At 74.2% G+C, this 16,711-nt stretch carries 14 protein-coding genes; 10 read left to right on the top strand and 4 right to left on the bottom strand.

Annotated features, from left to right (window positions below; translation table 11 throughout):
- Positions 1–20: 20 nt before the first annotated feature.
- The 5 genes from AC5WAM_RS19150 to AC5WAM_RS19130 all read left to right on the top strand — a co-directional run bounded on the left by AC5WAM_RS19150 (position 21) and on the right by AC5WAM_RS19130 (position 5,426).
- Complete coding sequence (locus AC5WAM_RS19150; protein ID WP_495523274.1) at positions 21–602, top strand: Uma2 family endonuclease; 582 nt, start codon at positions 21–23, stop codon at positions 600–602.
- 237 nt (positions 603–839) lie between these two features.
- A complete protein-coding gene (locus tag AC5WAM_RS19145) occupies positions 840–2,111 on the top strand; it encodes an aspartate kinase (protein ID WP_030682780.1) in 1,272 nt (423 codons plus the stop codon).
- Complete coding sequence (locus tag AC5WAM_RS19140) at positions 2,108–3,166, top strand: aspartate-semialdehyde dehydrogenase (protein WP_366794274.1); 1,059 nt, start codon at positions 2,108–2,110, stop codon at positions 3,164–3,166. Before AC5WAM_RS19145 ends, AC5WAM_RS19140 begins: the two co-directional genes overlap by 4 nt.
- Before the next feature lie 380 nt (positions 3,167–3,546).
- Positions 3,547–4,200 carry a SigE family RNA polymerase sigma factor gene (locus AC5WAM_RS19135; RefSeq protein ID WP_078869075.1) on the top strand — a complete coding sequence of 218 codons (654 nt, stop codon included), beginning with the start codon at positions 3,547–3,549 and terminating at the stop codon, positions 4,198–4,200.
- Entirely contained in the window at positions 4,197–5,426 is a 1,230-nt protein-coding gene (locus AC5WAM_RS19130; protein WP_366794273.1) for a hypothetical protein, read from the top strand. Before AC5WAM_RS19135 ends, AC5WAM_RS19130 begins: the two co-directional genes overlap by 4 nt.
- Before the next feature lie 82 nt (positions 5,427–5,508).
- Here AC5WAM_RS19130 and AC5WAM_RS19125 read toward each other — a convergent pair whose 3' ends face one another.
- Positions 5,509–6,297 carry an SURF1 family protein gene (locus tag AC5WAM_RS19125; RefSeq protein ID WP_495523273.1) on the bottom strand — a complete coding sequence of 263 codons (789 nt, stop codon included), beginning with the start codon at positions 6,295–6,297 and terminating at the stop codon, positions 5,509–5,511.
- 58 nt (positions 6,298–6,355) lie between these two features.
- Positions 6,356–8,251, bottom strand: a complete 1,896-nt coding sequence (locus AC5WAM_RS19120; RefSeq protein ID WP_495523272.1) for a S9 family peptidase — start codon at positions 8,249–8,251, stop codon at positions 6,356–6,358.
- A gap of 70 nt (positions 8,252–8,321) precedes the next feature.
- On the opposite strand from AC5WAM_RS19120, the gene AC5WAM_RS19115 reads away from it, so the two are divergent.
- The gene (locus AC5WAM_RS19115; RefSeq protein WP_366794269.1) at positions 8,322–9,146 is read left to right on the top strand and encodes a class I SAM-dependent methyltransferase; all 825 of its coding nucleotides are present in this window, start codon (positions 8,322–8,324) and stop codon (positions 9,144–9,146) included.
- Positions 9,147–9,149: 3 nt separating this feature from the next.
- Here the strand turns inward: AC5WAM_RS19115 and AC5WAM_RS19110 are convergent, their stop codons facing one another.
- A complete protein-coding gene (locus AC5WAM_RS19110) occupies positions 9,150–9,833 on the bottom strand; it encodes a hypothetical protein (protein ID WP_495523271.1) in 684 nt (227 codons plus the stop codon).
- 1,067 nt (positions 9,834–10,900) lie between these two features.
- Here AC5WAM_RS19110 and AC5WAM_RS19105 point away from each other — a divergent pair.
- Positions 10,901–12,679, top strand: coding sequence for a sensor histidine kinase (locus AC5WAM_RS19105; RefSeq protein WP_495523270.1), 1,779 nt, complete (start codon positions 10,901–10,903; stop codon positions 12,677–12,679).
- Between the two features lie 12 nt (positions 12,680–12,691).
- On the opposite strand, the gene AC5WAM_RS19100 is transcribed toward AC5WAM_RS19105, so the two are convergent.
- Complete coding sequence (locus tag AC5WAM_RS19100) at positions 12,692–13,411, bottom strand: response regulator (RefSeq protein ID WP_495523269.1); 720 nt, start codon at positions 13,409–13,411, stop codon at positions 12,692–12,694.
- 426 nt (positions 13,412–13,837) lie between these two features.
- Here AC5WAM_RS19100 and AC5WAM_RS19095 point away from each other — a divergent pair, with 426 nt between their 5' ends.
- From AC5WAM_RS19095 to cobM, 3 genes are all read left to right on the top strand, one after another.
- Positions 13,838–14,326, top strand: coding sequence for a hypothetical protein (locus tag AC5WAM_RS19095; protein WP_495523268.1), 489 nt, complete (start codon positions 13,838–13,840; stop codon positions 14,324–14,326).
- Between the two features lie 252 nt (positions 14,327–14,578).
- Positions 14,579–15,874 carry a precorrin-6y C5,15-methyltransferase (decarboxylating) subunit CbiE gene (gene cbiE, locus AC5WAM_RS19090; protein WP_495523267.1) on the top strand — a complete coding sequence of 432 codons (1,296 nt, stop codon included), beginning with the start codon at positions 14,579–14,581 and terminating at the stop codon, positions 15,872–15,874.
- Complete coding sequence (gene cobM, locus AC5WAM_RS19085) at positions 15,871–16,620, top strand: precorrin-4 C(11)-methyltransferase (RefSeq protein ID WP_172385721.1); 750 nt, start codon at positions 15,871–15,873, stop codon at positions 16,618–16,620. The genes cbiE and cobM overlap by 4 nt, the downstream gene beginning before the upstream one ends.
- Positions 16,621–16,711: the final 91 nt, after the last annotated feature.

Below are 16,711 nucleotides of genomic sequence, written 5' to 3'. Positions count from 1 at the left end.
GGAGTCGAGGAGGCGACGCCATGACCCCCAGCTCCGAGGAGCGTTCGCAGATGTCGGTCGAGGACTTCGAGGAACTCGCCCGCGTGGCGCCCGAGACGGTGGCGCTCGAATTCATCAACGGCAAAGTGGAGGTCAAGCCCGTGCCGGATCAGCTTCACGGGGCCATCGTCATGTGGCTGCTGCGGCAGTGCATGCAGCATCGGCCGGAGCTGGCCCTCTATCCGGAGCAGGGGCTCAGGATTCCGACGTACCGGAGCGGGCGTGCCCGTGCGGACGGGGCTCTGGCGCCGCTGGATCACTTCGTCGGCCAGGTGGGGGAATGGGCGTCCCCTGAGGGCGTGCTCATGGCGGTGGAGGTGACCTCGTGCGACCGCGACGCCGACCAGCGCGACCGCGTCGAGAAACCCAGCGCCTACGCCGCCGCGGGCATCCCCGTGTACCTGCTCGTCGACCGCGACAGCAACGAGCTCATCGTGCACGCCGAGCCGAAGGGCGATACGTACCGCAGTGTGATCAGGCGGTCCTTCGGAGAGACCGTCGAGCTGCCCGACCCCGTCGGCTTCGCCCTCGACACGGAGAAGCTCAAGGAGTACGCCGACTGAGGCGGAGCCCCCTCAGTGGCCCCGCGCGCCCCTGTGACCCACCCCACTTTGCGGAGTGCGCCGCTCCGTAGCGGGCAGTGGAGCTGTCGGAGCGGCCGGAGGACAGGGAGCCGCCGGGTGATCAAGGCGTGAGCGGGACATCTCACGATCTGATACCCCCGGGGCTGAATTCGGCCGCTCGTTAGACTGAGCCGACCGCCGTGGGCGGGAAGAGACGTAACTGAGCGAGGAGCGCACGTGGGCCTTGTCGTGCAGAAGTACGGAGGCTCCTCCGTAGCCGATGCCGAGGGCATCAAGCGGGTCGCCAAGCGCATCGTCGACGCCAAGAAGAACGGCCACCAGGTGGTCGTCGTGGTGTCGGCGATGGGTGACACGACGGATGAGTTGATCGATCTTGCCGGGCAGGTGTCGCCGATCCCTGCCGGGCGCGAATTCGACATGCTGCTGACCGCCGGAGAGCGGATCTCCATGGCCCTGCTGGCCATGGCGATCAAAAACCTGGGCCACGAGGCCCAGTCGTTCACGGGCAGCCAGGCCGGTGTCATCACCGACTCGGTCCACAACAAAGCCCGGATCATCGACGTGACGCCGGGCCGCATCCGGACCGCGCTCGACGAGGGCAACATCGCCATCGTCGCCGGGTTCCAGGGCGTGAGCCAGGACAAGAAGGACATCACGACCCTGGGGCGCGGCGGGTCCGACACCACCGCCGTCGCCCTCGCCGCCGCGCTCGACGCGGAGGTCTGCGAGATCTACACCGACGTGGACGGCGTCTTCACCGCCGACCCGCGCGTCGTGAAGAAGGCCCGGAAGATCGACTGGATCAGCTTCGGGGACATGCTGGAGCTGGCCAGCTCCGGGTCCAAGGTGCTGCTCCACCGCTGTGTGGAGTACGCGCGCCGTTACAACATCCCGATCCACGTGCGGTCCTCCTTCAGTGGGCTGCAGGGCACGTGGGTCAGCAACGAACCGCAAGGGGACCGCAAGGTGGAGCAGGCGATCATCTCTGGTGTCGCGCACGACACGTCCGAGGCCAAGATCACGGTCGTCGGCGTGCCGGACAAGCCGGGCGAGGCCGCCGCGATCTTCCGCGCCGTGGCCGACGCCGAGATCAACCTCGACATGATCGTCCAGAACGTGTCGGCCGCTGCGACGGGCCTCACCGACATCTCCTTCACGCTGCCCAAGGCCGAGGGACGCAAGGCCATCGACGCCCTGGAGAAGACGAAGGCGGGCGTCGGCTTCGACTCGCTGCGCTACGACGACCAGATCGCGAAGATCTCCCTGGTCGGCGCGGGCATGAAGACGAACCCCGGCGTCACCGCCACGTTCTTCGAGGCGCTGACGGACGCGGGCGTGAACATCGAGCTGATCTCCACCTCCGAGATCCGCATCTCCGTGGTCACCCGCGCCGAGGACGTCAACGAGGCCGTGCGCGCCGTGCACACCGCCTTCGGCCTCGACTCCGACTCGGACGAGGCCGTGGTCTATGGAGGCACCGGGCGATGAACCGCAAGCCGACGCTCGCGGTCGTCGGGGCGACCGGGGCCGTCGGTGCGGTGATGCTCCAGATCCTGTCGCAGCACGCCGACATCTGGGGCGAGATCAGGCTCGTCGCCTCCCCGCGCTCGGCCGGCCGCAAGCTGGCCGTGCGCGGGGAGGAGGTCGAGGTCCTCGCGCTGAGCGAGGACGTCTTCGAAGGCGTCGACGTCGCCATGTTCGACGTGCCCGACGAGGTGGCGGCCCAGTGGGCGCCCATCGCCGCCTCGCGCGGCGTCGTCGTGGTCGACAACTCCGCCGCCTTCCGCCTCGACCCGGACGTCCCCCTGGTCGTGCCGGAGGTCAACCCGCACGCCGCGCGCGTCCGGCCGCGCGGCATCATCGCCAACCCGAACTGCACCACCCTCTCGATGATCGTGGCGCTCGGCGCCCTGCACGCCGAGTTCGGCCTGCGGGAGCTCGTGGTCTCGTCGTACCAGGCCGTCAGCGGGGCCGGGCGGGACGGCGTCGAGACGCTGCGGCGCCAGCTCAGGCTCGTCGCGGACAGCGACCTCGGCACCGGGCCCGGCGATCTGCGCCGCGCCGTCGGGGACGACACCGGGCCCTTCCCTGAGCCCGTCGCGCTGAACGTGGTGCCCTGGGTCGGTTCCGTACGCGACGACGGCTGGTCGTCGGAGGAGATGAAGGTCCGGGACGAGTCCCGGAAGATCCTCGGCCTGCCGGACCTGAAGGTCGCGGTGACGTGCGTACGGGTGCCGGTCGTCACGACGCACTCGCTGACCGTCCACGCGCGCTTCGAGGACGAGGTGACCGTCGCGCGGGCCCGCGAGATCCTCGCCACCGCACCCGGGGTCGTCCTGTTCGACGACCCCGCCGCCGGTGAGTTCCCGACGCCCGCCGACGCCGTCGGCACCGACCCCACGTGGGTCGGTCGGCTCCGGCGCGCCCTGGACGACCCGGCCGCGCTCGAACTCTTCGTGTGCGGGGACAACTTGCGCAAGGGCGCCGCCCTGAACACCGCGCAGATCGCGGAGCTGGTGGCGGGCGAGTTCCCGGGCGGCTGACCGGCGTTCCCAGGAGGGCGGTCCGCGCGGGCAGAGCGGGCTGCCCGAAAGGCTCCCCGAAGCGGAGCACCTTGTAGGACCTGTGTAAGTTCTGTGTCCTGTCTCTGGTCCAGACCGCTTGAACTGGGGCGTCCGCGCGTTCGAAGATTCGGCTTCCGGTCCCTGCAACCGACCGGGCGGCGCAGGCGTCTTCGCCGTCGCCCTCCGGTGGGCGGCCGGAACGCTGCGAAAAGCAATTGGGGCATAGGGGAAGAGCTGGTACGCATGGGGGCTTTTGACGCACCGTGGAGAGCGGTGCCTGTGAGGCACGTCGCGCCCGCGATGCCGAACGCCATGCCTGACGCGTACAACCCTGATGGGGGGAAGCGTGTCCAACAGGCGTGGCAGAGGTACTCGAATTCACCGCGAGCGGAGCGGCGGCACTGCGACCGTCCCGCCGTCCTCGCGTACCCGGCGGCATGCCGGTGATCGCCCCCATGCCCGTGACGCGGCCCGCCCGCATTCCGACGCAGCGCGAGGGCGATGAGGTGGCCGTGACCGCGGGCACCACCGTCGACCACCTCACCGAGACCTATCGCGCCCACTACCGGTCGCTGCTCGGCCTCGCCGCCCTGCTCCTCGACGACACCGCATCCTGCGAGGACGTCGTGCAGGAGGCGTTCATCCGCGTCCACTCCGCGCGCAAGCGCGTCCGCGACCCCGAGAAGACCCTCGCGTATCTGCGCCAGACCGTGGTGAACCTCTCCCGGTCCGCGCTGCGCCGGCGCATCCTCGGGCTGAAGCTCCTCACCAAGCCGATGCCCGACATGGCGAGCGCCGAGGAGGGCGCGTACGACCAGCTGGAGCGCGACGAGCTGATCAAGGCCATGCGCGGGTTGCAGCGCCGCCAGCGCGAGGTCCTCGTCCTGCGGTACTTCGCGGACATGACCGAGGCCCAGGTCGCCGAGACCCTCGGCATATCGCTCGGCTCGGTCAAGGCCTACGGCTCGCGCGGCATCGCCGCCCTGCGGGTCGCCATGGAGGCCCCGGCATGAGCGGAGCGGGCGACATGGGCAAGCACCACGAGCACGAGCACGACGCTGGGAACGACACGGTGAAGCACGGGCCGGGCGACGGCGACCGCCCCGACCACGGACACGACGTACCGGACGTCACGGAGCAGCTGCGCGGGCTCGGGCGGCTGACCGCCCTCGGCGGCGGCACCGCACCGTTCGGCGGCCCCGGCGGCCCCGACGCGCCCGGCGGCCTCGCCGACGACGAGCTGGCGCTGCGGCGGATGCTGCGCACCGCCGTCGAGGACATCGAGCCGGGTGACACGGCCCTGGACCGGCTCCGGCACGCGGTGCCCGCGCGCCGGGCCCGCAAGCGCCAGGCCTTCGTCGGCGCGGCCGCCGTCGTCCTCTTCGCGGCCACCGCCGTGCCCGCGCTCGTGCACGTCACCCGCTCGTCGGGCGACTCCGATGCGCGGCCGTCCATCGCGGGTGCGGGCAGCAGCCAGCACAGCCAGGGCGGCAGCACCGAGGGCAAGGGCCCCGACCGCCCCGGCAAGGAGACCGGGGGCGGCAAGGAGAAGAAAGAGAAGAAGGACGACAAGGACAAGGGCGGCAAGGGCAAGGAGAAGGGCAGCAAGGACAAGGGCGAGACGGGCCGGGGCGGCGCCACCGGGGGCACCGAGCCCGACGACCACGGCACCGACGCCGTGAGCTCGCCCGCCTGTGAGGCCACCCAGCTCGGCGCCTCCGGCTCCGTGGGGGCCGCCGATTCCGAGGGCAAGGTCTACGGCACCTTCCGCGTCGCCAACGTCTCCGGCACCAGCTGCACCGTGGAGAACGCGGGCGCCGTGGCCGCCACCGCGCAGGGCGCGGCCAGCCCCTCCGCCGTCAACGTGGTCGACCACACCCCGGGCGACGGCACGGGCCTGCCCGACCCGGCCCAGGAGGCCAGCTCCCTCGTCCTCAAGCCCGGCGCCTCCTACGAGGTGCGCTTCGCCTGGGTGCCCTCGGCGCAGTGCCCGTCCGACGGTGGCGAGCCCACGCCGAACCCGTCCCCGTCCGAGGGCGGCGCGGGCGGCAACGGCTCGGAGGGCGGCACCGGTGACACCGGCGGCGTGACCCCCCAGCTGATCCGCGAGGACGGCACCAAGGACGGCAGCGTCGCGGTGTCCCTCACGGCGGAGCCGGGCGCCCCGTCGGCGGACGCGACGGTGCTGAACGCGTGCTCGGGCACGGTGTACAAGACCGGGGTGCTTCCGGCGCAGTAGCGCGCCGGGCCCTCGGCCGGGCCCGCCGCACGGGCCTCCCGTGGCTTCGGGCGCGGCCCCCGCGCGGCCCCAGGAGCGGTGCTCAGGTCGTGGACGGCTGCGGAGCCTCAGGCTCCGGTGCGAGGCCCAGCTCGGCGTCCCGGGCGAACTCCCGCTCGCGCCGGAACAGCCGGAACCACATGAACACCACGAACCCCGCGAACACGAACCACTCGCCCGTGTACCCCAGGTTCTGGAACGCCTTGATGTCCAGGCCTGAGTCCTCCGGCGCGGCCGCCGGGACCGGCCGCAGGCCGTCGGTGCCCTTGTCGAGCGTGACCCAGGCGTCGTACACGTCGTCCGGGACGATGTTCACGAGCGACGCCGCGCTGATCATGCCGACCTGGCCGGCGGGCAGGCCGCCCGCCGTCCGGGCGCCGTCCGAACTGGGGCTCTCCGAGGCCTGGAGCGCGCCGGTGACGGTGACCTCGCCCTCGGGCGGCGCGGGCGCCCGGCCCGCGTCGGCCTTGCCGGGCAGCCAGCCGCGCACGACGGGCAGCGACTTGCCGCCGTCGGTGCGCAGCAGCGTGAGGACGTAGTACCCGCGCTTCTCGTCCAACGTACGGTCCGGTACGAGGAGTTGCTTGCCGTAACGCCCGGTGGCGGTCGTCCGCTCGCCCGACGTCTCCCGGTCCACGGGCAGCAGCGCGGCCAGCGGCCGCGCCTTCGCGCTCGTGTCGACGGCGCTCTGCTCCTTGGCGTCCTCGTGGTCCTGGACGCGGTCCTCGAAGCGGCCGAGCTGCCAGGAGCCCATGAACAGGCACAGCGGGATGGCCAGCGCGACGAAGACGTTGATCCCCCACCAGCGGGGGGTCAGCAGGAACCGGTACACGCCCTCCACGGTACGGGGCGCCGCGGGGATGCCTTCCCCCGGGGGCGCCCCGCGCGGGCTAGGGCAGGTGGCGGGCGGCGAAGTCCAGCTCCAGGGCGACCTGCTTGATGCGCTCGTCGACGACGAGGGAGCCGTGGCCCGCCTCGTAGCGGTACACCTCGTGGACCGCGCCGCGCTGGGCGAGGCGGTCCACGTAGTTCTCCACCTGGCGGATGGGGCAGCGGGGGTCGTTCACCCCGGCGGAGATGTAGACCGGGGCCTTGACCGCGTCCACGTACGTCAGCGGGGACGAGGCCTCGAAGCGCTCGGGCACCTCCTCCGGCGTGCCGCCGAACAGGGTGCGGTCCATCGCCTTCAGGGCCTCCATCTCGTCGTGGTACGCCGTCACGTAGTCCGCGACGGGGACCGCGGCGAGGCCGAGCGCCCAGGCGTCGGGCTCGGTGCCGAGGCCGAGGAGCGTGAGATAGCCGCCCCAGGAGCCGCCGGACAGGACGAGCCGCTCCGGGTCCGCGAGGCCGGAGGCGACGGCCCACTCGCGCACCGCCGCGATGTCCTCCAGCTCGATGAGGCCGACGCGGTGCTTGAGGGCGTCGGTCCACGCCCGGCCGTACCCCGTGGAGCCGCGGTAGTTCACCCGCACCACCGCGTACCCGTGGTCGACCCAGGCGGCGGGGCCCGCCGCGAAGGCGTCGCTGTCGTGCCAGGTGGGGCCGCCGTGCACCTCGAAGACCGTGGGCAGCGGGCCCTCGGCTCCCGCGGGCCGCTGCACCAGGGCGTGGATGCGGCCGCCGGGGCCCTCCACCCACGCGTCCTCCACCGGCACCGAGGCGGGCGCCTTCGCGCCGGGCGGGTCCAGGACGACCCGGCCGGAGGTGGAGCGCAGGACGGGCGGCTCGGCGGCCGACGACCACATGTACTCCACGGTGCCGTCCGGGCGGGCCGTCGCGCCGGACACCGAGCCGCGCGGGGTCTCCACGCGGGTCAGCTCGCGCGTGGCCAGGTCGAACCGCCACAGGTCGCCGCGGGCCTCGAAGCCGTGCGCGACGAGCAGCGCCGAGCCGTCGGGATACCACTCCGCCGACACGTCGCCCGGCAGGTCGAGGGCCAGGTCCGTCTCCTCGCCCGAGGCCACGTCCCACAGCATCGGCTCCCAGCGGCCCCGGCGCTGGTGGCCGACGAGCAGCCGGGTGTCGCCCGCCACCGGCGCGAAGCCGAGGGACTCCAGGCCGAGCTCGACCTCGCCGCCCTTGGTGTCGTCCAGGTCGGCGACCACCGAGCCGTCCAGGCGCAGGACGCGCAGCGCGGAGTGCATCGCGTCGCCGTGCTCCGTGTGCTCGATGACGATCAGGGAGCCGTCGTGCGAGAGGTCGCCGACGCCCGCGGACTCGCGGTGGCGGTAGATCTCGACGGGCTCGGCGCCCGGGGCCGCGTCGGGGCCGACGACGTGCACCGTCGAGCCGTCCTCGTCCGTGGAGCGGCCCACCACGACCGTGCGGCCGTCCCGGCCGAGGGCGAGCCCGGCCGGATACGAAGGGGCGAGGCCGGGCACGGCGGTCTCGTCGGCGCCGCCGGTGAAGGGCTGGCGGCGCCAGACGCCGAACTCGTCGCCGTCCTTGTCGTCGAACCACCAGATCCACTGACCGTCCGGGGAGAGCAGGCCGTCCGTCGTGCCGTTCGCCCGGTCGGTGACCTGGCGCTGGGCGCCCGTCGCACGGTCCCAGGCGTACAGCTCGTACGTCCCCGTCGCGTTCGACACGAACAGGGAGCGGTCCGGGGCGTCCTCCGCCCAGTCCGGCAGGGAGACGCGCGGCGCACGGAACCGCTTCTCCCAGTCGGGCACCCCGCCACTTCCCACGCCGCGCCCGGCTTCCGCGCCGTCCCCGGCTCCCACGCCGCCTCCGGCTGCCGTGCCGCGCCCGGCTCCCGCGTCCACCTGTTCACCCGTCTCACTCATGGCCCCATAGTGCCTCGCTCTCCCCGCAATCCGCTGGCGAGGGTCCCCAGCCTGTGGATAACTTTCGCGCATGTACACACCGAACCCCGCCGACTGGCGCGAGTCCAACCGGCGGCGCTGGGACGAGCGTGTGCCGATCCACCTGGCCAGCGACTACTACGACCTCGCCGCCTTCCACGCGGGCAAGGACCCGCTGCGCGCCTTCGAACGGGCCGAGATCGGCGACGTCACCGGCCGCTCCCTGCTGCACCTCCAGTGCCACATCGGCCTCGACACCCTCTCCTGGGCGCGGCACGGCGCCGCCCGCGTCGTCGGCCTCGACTTCTCCGAACCCGCCGTGGAGGCCGCCCGCGGCCTCGCCGCCGAACTCGGGTTCACCCAGGAGCGGGCGGCGTTCGTCGCCGCCGACGTGTACGACGCCGCCGAGGCCGTGCCGGACTCCGCGTACGACATCGTCTACACCGGCGTCGGCGCCCTGTGCTGGCTGCCCGACATCCGGCGCTGGGCCGAGACCGCCGCCTCGCTCGTCGCGCCCGGGGGCTTCCTCTACCTCGCCGAGTTCCACCCCCTCACGGACGTCCTCGACGACGCGACCGGCACGCGGATCGAGCACGACTACTTCGCCCGCGACCCGTGGGTCGACGACGGGCCCGGCGGGTACGCCGACGGGGACGCCGTCACCGTCCACAACCGCAGCGTCGAGTGGCAGCACCCCGTCGGCGAGGTCGTCACGGCCCTCGCGCGGGCGGGCCTGCGTATCGACTTCCTGCACGAGCACGACGTGACCCTCTTCCGGCGGTTCGCCGCGCTCGAACCGCGCGACGGGCTCTACCGCTACCCGGCCACCAGCCCGCGCGTGCCCCTGATGTACTCCCTCAAGGCCAGCAGGACCTGACCCCTAGGCCGGGTGCAGCCAGGCCTCCCGCGGCGGCGTGCCGAACTCGCCGAGTTTCGTGCACGACCACGCCCGCAGCACCTCCTGCGCGGTGCCTTCGCCGCCCGCCGCGAGCGTCGTGACGACCACGTCCGTGCCGTGCCGGGCCAGCAGCAGGTCCCGCATGCGCGTCGCCACGCGCCTGCGGCGGTGCTCCGGCAGCACCATCAGCTCCACGAGCAGGAACAGGCGGCCCGCCGCGGCCGCGCCCCTCGCCGCGGGCGGCAGGATGTCGCGCAGCGTCGCGCAGTCCGGGGTGTCGGTGGTCGCGCGGTAGCCGTACAGGCAGCCCACCAGGCCGCTCGCGGAGTGCGCCGTCACCATGTCGAAGTCCCGCTCCTGCACATGCCGCTCGAACCGGCCCAGGAACCCGGCCCGCCCGTACCCCTCGCTCCCGTACGGCGCCTGCGCCTGGCCCGTGCTCCCGTACGGTGCTTGCGCCTGGCCCGTGCTCCCGTACGAGGCCCGCGTGCTGCCCGTGTACGGTGTCTGGCCCCGGTCCGGGGTCCGGGCCTGGCCCAAGTCCCCCGTCCGGGCCCGCTCTTGGTGCTCGGCCTGTCCGTGGCACGCCATGTATACGGTCGCCACGTCCTCGCGTTGCTGCTCCGCCTGCCAACGTGACAGCCGCCGCAGGAACACCTCTGCCATCCGCGCCTCCCCCTACGCCTGGGTGAGCATGGTGACAGCACGAGCCGCCGCGCGGAACCAGCCCCGCCCGGGCTTCTCCCACCCACCCACCCGTTCCTGCCCCGGTGCCCCGGCCCGTCGGCTGCGGACCATCACCGACCTGCCCCACCGCTACCGCGGCGGGATGTTTCCCACCCACCCGCCCGTTCCTGCCCCGGTGCCCTGGCCGGGCCCCGGCCTGGCGGCTGCGGACCGCCGCGGGCCTGCCCCGCCGCTACCGCGGCGGGATGCCCTCCCACCCGTTCCTGCCCCGGTGCCCCGGCCCGTCGGCTGCGGACCGTCACCGACCTGCCCCGCCGCTACCGCGGCGGGATGCTTCCCACCCACCCGTCCCTGCCCCGGTGGTCCGGGTGAGCCACGACGCGGCAGCCAACTGGGGGCGGGTGGGCGGGGAATCTAGCCCGTCCGGCGTTTGAGGACGAGGCCGGAGGCCGATGGAGGGCGGGTGGGTGGGGGAAGACCCGGGCCGGGAGGCCGGGGCCCGGCCAGGGCGGCGACGGGTGAGCGGTGGCCGTGGGGCAGGCGAGACCCGAGGGCGGGAGGGGAGAGCCCCGAGGGGAGGTTCCCCGGCTGGTGGTGAGGTTCTTCTCCGCAGGGTGCCACCCAACGGCTACGGTGAGCGTCGGAACGCGGGGCGGGGAACGCGCACGTCTGCCCGGGTGGAGGAGCCGATGGGCCAGCAAAACGCGGGCGGCGGGCAGGACGAGCCGAGCGCGGGCGGCAGCCAGAGCCGACAGGACGCGGACAGCGGGCAGGGTCGGCCGAGTGCCGGCCGTGGGCACGGCGTTGGGGGCGGGCCAAGCCAGCCGAGCGCGAGCCGTGGGCAGGACAAGGGTAGCGGGCAGGGCCAGCCGAGGGCCGGCCGTGGGCGAGCCGTGGATGGCGGGCCAGGCAGGCCGAGCGCCAGCAGCGGGCAAGGCGTTGGCGGTGGTCAAGGCCAGCCCGGCGCCAGCCGGAGGCAAGGCTCAGGCGGCAGGCAAGGCCAGCCCGGCGCGGACGGCGGGCCCAGCGCCGATGGTGGGCGAGGCGTGGACGGCAGGCAAGGCCAGCCGAGCGCCAGCAGCGGGCAAGGCGCCGGCGGTGGGCAGCAGTTGACGCGGTTGCGGCTCGATGAGTTGCTGGAGGAGCTCGCGGCGCGGATCGGGGCGGTCCGGGGGACGAGGGACCGGCTGCACAGCCTCCTGGAGGCGGTGCTCTCGGTGGGGCGGGAGCTGGACCTCGCCCAGGTGCTGAGACGCATCGTGGAGACGGCAGTCGCCCTCGTGGACGCCGAGTACGGCGCGCTCGGCGTGATCGGGCAGGGCCGCATGCTGGACGAGTTCCTGCCGGTGGGCATCAGCGACCGGCTGCGCGCCGAGATCGGCGACCTGCCCTCGGGGCACGGGCTGCTCGGCGAGCTGATCCGCAACCCGGAGCCGATGCGGCTGGCGGAGCTGTCCGAGCACCCGGCCTCGTCCGGCTTCCCCGCGCACCACCCGCCGATGCACTCGTTCCTCGGCGTACCGATCCGCGTACGGGACAAGGTCTTCGGCAACCTGTACCTGACGGAGAAGCACGGCGGAGCCGAGTTCGACGCCGAGGACGAATCGGTTCTCTCGACGCTGGCCGTCGCGGCAGGCGTGGCCGTGGAGAACGCCCGGCTGTACGAGGAGGCCCGGCTGCGCGAGCGCTGGCTCCAGGCGAGCGCGGAGGTCACCAGCGCCCTGCTGTCGGGCGCGCCCCAGGCGCAGGTCCTGGAGCTGATGGCCGAGCGGGCCAGGGAGCTGACGTCGGCGGAGCTGGGGGTGATCGAACTGGTCGAGGGCGACGGCGAGTTGCGCGTCGTCATCGCCATCGGCGAGCGCGCGCAGGCCCACCAGGGCGCCACCCTGCCGCGCCGGGGCACCTTCGCGGGCGCCGCCCTGGACGCGCAGGCCCTGGTGTCGGCGACCGACGTGCGCAAGGACCCGAGGGTCACGTACAAGGCGGACCGCTGGGAGGGCCTGGGGGCGGCGGTGGCCGTGCCCATGAGCACGCGTGACGACGTGCGGGGCGTCCTGCTGCTGGCCCGCAGCGCCGGACGCCCCGGTTTCTCGGAGGCGGAGACCACGCCCCTGACGGGCTTCGCCGGGCAGGCCGCGCTCGCCCTGGAACTCGCCGACCGGCGGCGCGACGCCGAGCAGATGAGCCTGTTGGAGGACCGCGACCGGATCGCCCGGGACCTGCACGACCTGGCGATCCAGCGGCTGTTCGCGACGGGCATGACGCTGCAGAGCGTGCAGCGGTTCGTCGAGCACCCTGGTGCGGCGGAACGGCTGCGCCGGGCCGTCGACGACCTGGACGCCACCATCAAGATCATTCGCTCGACCATCTTCGGCCTGCGCGACCACGAGGCGCCCGGCGGCGCGGCGGGCCTGCGCGTGCGCGTGGTGCGGGCGGTCGAGGACGCGGCCGGGGCGCTCGGCTTCACGCCCGCGCTGCGGATGGAGGGCCTGATCGACACGGACGTACCGCGTGAGGTCGCCGACGACGTGGTCGCCGTGCTGAACGAGGCGCTCGCCAACGTCGCGCGGCACGCGCGGGCGCACCGCGCCGAGGTCTCCCTCACGGTGCGCGAGGGCACGCTCGAACTCGCCGTCGTCGACGACGGCGTGGGCATCGCGGAGCCCGGCGAGCTCGCGCCCGCGCCGCCGGACGCCGCGCACGGCGCGGGGCTGCGCAACCTCGCGGAGCGGGCCGGGCGGCTTGGCGGCGTGCTCGCGGTGCGGGCGGGGGAGCGCAGGGGCACCCGCCTTGAGTGGCAGGTGCCGCTGCGGCGCGCCTGCTAGCGCCCCGTCCGGCTACGTCGTCCCGGGCCGGGGCTCGCGCGGGGGCGGGGTCACCTGGGCCGCGAGGACCGCCGCCTGGACCCGGCGCTCCACGCCCAGCTTCGCCAGCATGCGGGAGATGTGGTTCTTGACGGTCTTCTCCGAGAGGTAGAGCCGTTCGCCGATCTGACGGTTGGTGAGGCCCTCGCCCACGAGGGCGAGGATGCCGCGCTCCCGGTCGTTGAGGGCGGCGATGCGCGCGTCCTCGGGCGGCGGTTCGTCCTCGGGGCCGCGCAGGGACCGCATCAGGCGGGCCGTCGTCGCCGGGTCGAGCAGCGACTGCCCGGACGCGACGGTCCGTACGGCCGTGACGAGGTCGGAGCCCTTGATCTGCTTCAGCACGTACCCGGCCGCGCCCGCCATGATCGCGTCGAGCAGCGCGTCCTCGTCGTCGAACGACGTGAGCATCAGACAGGCGAGCTCCGGCATCAGGGAACGCAGTTCGCGGCAGACGGTGATGCCGTCGCCGTCCGGGAGCCGGACGTCGAGCACCGCCACGTCGGGGCGGAGCGCGGGCCCGCGCACCAGTGCCTGCGCGCCGGTCCCGGCGTCGCCGACCACCTCGATGTCGGGTTCGCCCTCCAGGAGGTCGCACAGCCCCCTGCGGACGACCTCGTGGTCGTCCAGGAGGAAGACCCGGATGGGGGCCTTCGGCTCCGCGGGCGGTCGTGCCGCCGCGGCGGGTGTGTTCATCACTGCCCCCTGCGTTCGCCGCGCTCGTCGCGACCTCTCCGTGGTGTGGCCCTTACGAGGGTGACGGTAAGGGCTTACTCCTGCCAGGGGCCGAACGGCCCACCGCCGCGGCGACAGGGGTACCGACCGGCCCCGGGTGAGGGCCGGTCGGCCCTCGCGGTACCCCTACCCCGCAGGGCATCTTGGTGCCTGGGCAGCCCATGACCCGGGTCCCGGCGCCCGAGGCGGCGACGCCGTTCCGGGACCGTCACCAGGTGCGGCACGGCTGAGGACGTGGCCAGCAAGATCCGCACCCCGCCTGCGCGGCCGCAGGGGAGCGGCCGCGCAGGCGCACGGCGCGCGGCTGTGCGGTCGCGCGGGCGCCCGGCCCCTGCGCGCGCCCCACCGCCTGATAGCTTCCCGGAAAGACAAAGGGAGGCAACGGGCATGTCGGCGGATCCCCTCCAGGAGCACAACTTCGTCTCCCTCATGGGAATCGTCCTGCTCGCCCTGATCGCCGTCACGGCGTTCGTCACGTACGCCTGGGTGTGCGCGGTCCGGCGCGGCCCCGCCCTGTCGCAGGCCCTGCGCGCGGCCGCCTCCGTGTGCGCCGCCGGTACCGCCGGGGTCTACGCCTGGGGCGCCGTCCAGCTGCTGCGCTTCGACATCACGGAGCACGAGCAGGCCTGCCGGCGGGCGGTGGGGGCGGGGCGTGCCTCCCGGCTCGACGGGTACGAGGCCACGTACTTTCCGCTGCGCTTCGGGTGCCACGTCGCCGGGGACGGCACCTTCACCGCCGGGGTGCCCGGCTGGCTGAACCCCCTCGCGCTCTCCCTCGCCGTCACCGCGGCCGTGCTCGCCGCCGCCGCGGCGGCTACCTCCCCGGCCTACCGCGCCTTCCGGGCCCGCCGCGCCCTGGGCGGCGCCCACGCCTGACCCCGCTTCCTGGGGGCTCCGCCCCCAGACCCCCGCTCCTCAAACGCCGGAGAGGCTGAAATCCCTGCCGCAACCGGCGACAGATCCAGCCCGTCCGGCGTTTGAGGACGAGGCGCGAAGCGCCGAAAAGCGGGGGCACGGGGGCGGCAGCCCCCGGATCGGGAAGGGGCGGGCCAGGGGCGCCCCGCGAGGGCAGGGGCATGCCCCAGTAGAGTGCGCCTCCGTTGCCCCCGAGCCCCGAGGTACCGCGCAGTGACCCGCACCGGCCCACCCCCGCCCGCCGTCGCCGTCGTCGGGCTCGGAGCCGACGGCTGGGCGGGGGCCCCGGACGCGGCCCGGGACGAGCTCCGCGCGGCGGACGTGCTGATCGGCGGCCCCCGCCAGCTCGCGCTGCTGCCCGAGGAGTGCGGCGGGGAGCGGATCGCCTGGCCGTCGCCGCTGCGCCCCGCGGTCCCGGCGCTGCTCGCCGCGCACGCGGGCCGCAGGATCGCCGTGCTCGCGAGCGGCGACCCGATGTTCTACGGGATCGGGCGCGCCCTCGCCGAGGAGCTGGGGCCCGGCGCGCTGCGCGTCCTGCCGCACCCCTCCTCCGTGTCGTACGCCTGCGCCCGGCTCGGCTGGCCCGTGGAGGACGTCGAGGTCGTCACGCTCGTGGGGCGCCCGGCCGGCCGGCTCGCCGCGGCCCTGCACGAGGGGCGCCGCCTGCTGGTCCTCAGCGCGGGCGCCGCGACCCCGGCGGAGGTCGCCGCGCTGCTGCGGGACCGCGGCTTCGGGCCCAGCCGGATGCGGGTCCTCGAGCAACTCGGCGGCCCGGCCGAGCGGATGACCGAGGCGGCCCCCGCCGAGGCGTGGGCGCGGCCGCCCGGCGACCCCCTCAACGTCGTCGCCGTCGAGTGCCGCCGCGCCCCGGACGCCCTGCGGCTCGGCGCGGTCCCCGGCCTGCCGGACGCGGCGTACGAGCACGACGGGCAGCTCACCAAGCGGCACGTGCGCGCCGCCACGCTCGGCGCGCTCGCGCCCGCCCCGGGCGAGGTCCTGTGGGACATCGGCGGCGGCTCCGGCTCGATCGCCGTCGAGTGGCTGCGCACCCATCCGTCGTGCCGCGCCCTCACCGTCGAACGCGACCCCGTGCGGGCCGAGCGCATCGGCCGCAACGCCGAGCGGCTCGGCGTGCCCGGCCTGCGGGTCGTCACGGGCGCGGCACCCGCCGCGCTCGACGGACTGCCGCGGCCCGACGCCGTGTTCATCGGCGGCGGGCTCACCGCCCCCGGGCTGCTCGACGCCTGCTGGCGGGCGCTGCCCGAGGGGGGCCGTCTCGTCGCCAACACCGTGACACTGGAGTCCGAGGCGCTGCTCGCCGACGCCTACCGGCGCCACGGCGGCGAGTTGGTGCGGCTCGCCGTCGCGCACGCCGTGCCCGTCGGCGGCTTCACCGGCTGGCGCCAGGCCATGCCGGTGACCCAGTGGGCCGTACAGAAGCCCGTACGACAGCCCGTACAGCAGTCAACAGGCGTAGCAGCAGCAGGAACAGCGGGAGCAGAGCGATGACCGTGTACTTCATCGGCGCCGGGCCCGGCGCCGCCGACCTCATCACGGTGCGCGGCGCCCGGACGCTCGCCGCCTGCCGGGTCTGTCTGTACGCGGGCAGCCTGGTGCCCCGCGAACTGCTCGCCGAATGCCCGCCGGACGCCCGGCTGGTGGACACCGCGCAGCTCACCCTGGACGAGATCGTCGCCGAGCTGACCCGCGCCCACGAGGAGGGCCACGACGTGGCCCGCCTGCACTCCGGCGACCCGTCGGTGTTCAGCGCGGTCGCCGAGCAGATGCGGCGGCTCGACGCGGCGGGCGTGCCCTACGAGGTCGTCCCGGGCGTGCCCGCCTTCGCCGCCGCGGCCGCCGCCCTGAAGCGGGAGCTGACCGTGCCGACCGTCGGCCAGACCGTGATCCTGACCCGGATCGCGCAGCGCGCCACGGCCATGCCCGAGGGCGAGGACCTGGCGACGCTCGGCCGCAGCGGCGCGCTGATCGTGCTGCACCTGGCCGCCGGTTACGTGGACCGCGTGGTCGACGAGCTGCTGCCGCACTACGGCGCCGACTGCCCCGCCGCCGTGGTCGCGTACGCCTCGCGCCCCGACGAACTGGTCCTGCGCGGCACCCTCGACGAGATCGCCGGGAAGGTGAAGGACGCGGGGGTCGTACGGACTGCCGTGATCATGGTGGGGCGGACGCTGGGCGCTGCGCAGTTCCGCGACAGCCACCTCTACTCCGCGGAGCGTGACCGGCACGTCTGCTGAGCGCCTGCCGGGGTGCCGAGTGGTGACGTCTGGCGTCTGCGGGTTCGTCGTGGCTTGTCGCGCCCACGCGGCGGAGCCGCAGATGGACACA

The sequence above is a fragment of the Streptomyces sp. JLYT201 genome (assembly GCF_059448825.1).
Note: the sequence above shows the minus strand (reverse complement) of the source record. Positions and strands in the feature narration are given on the sequence as shown.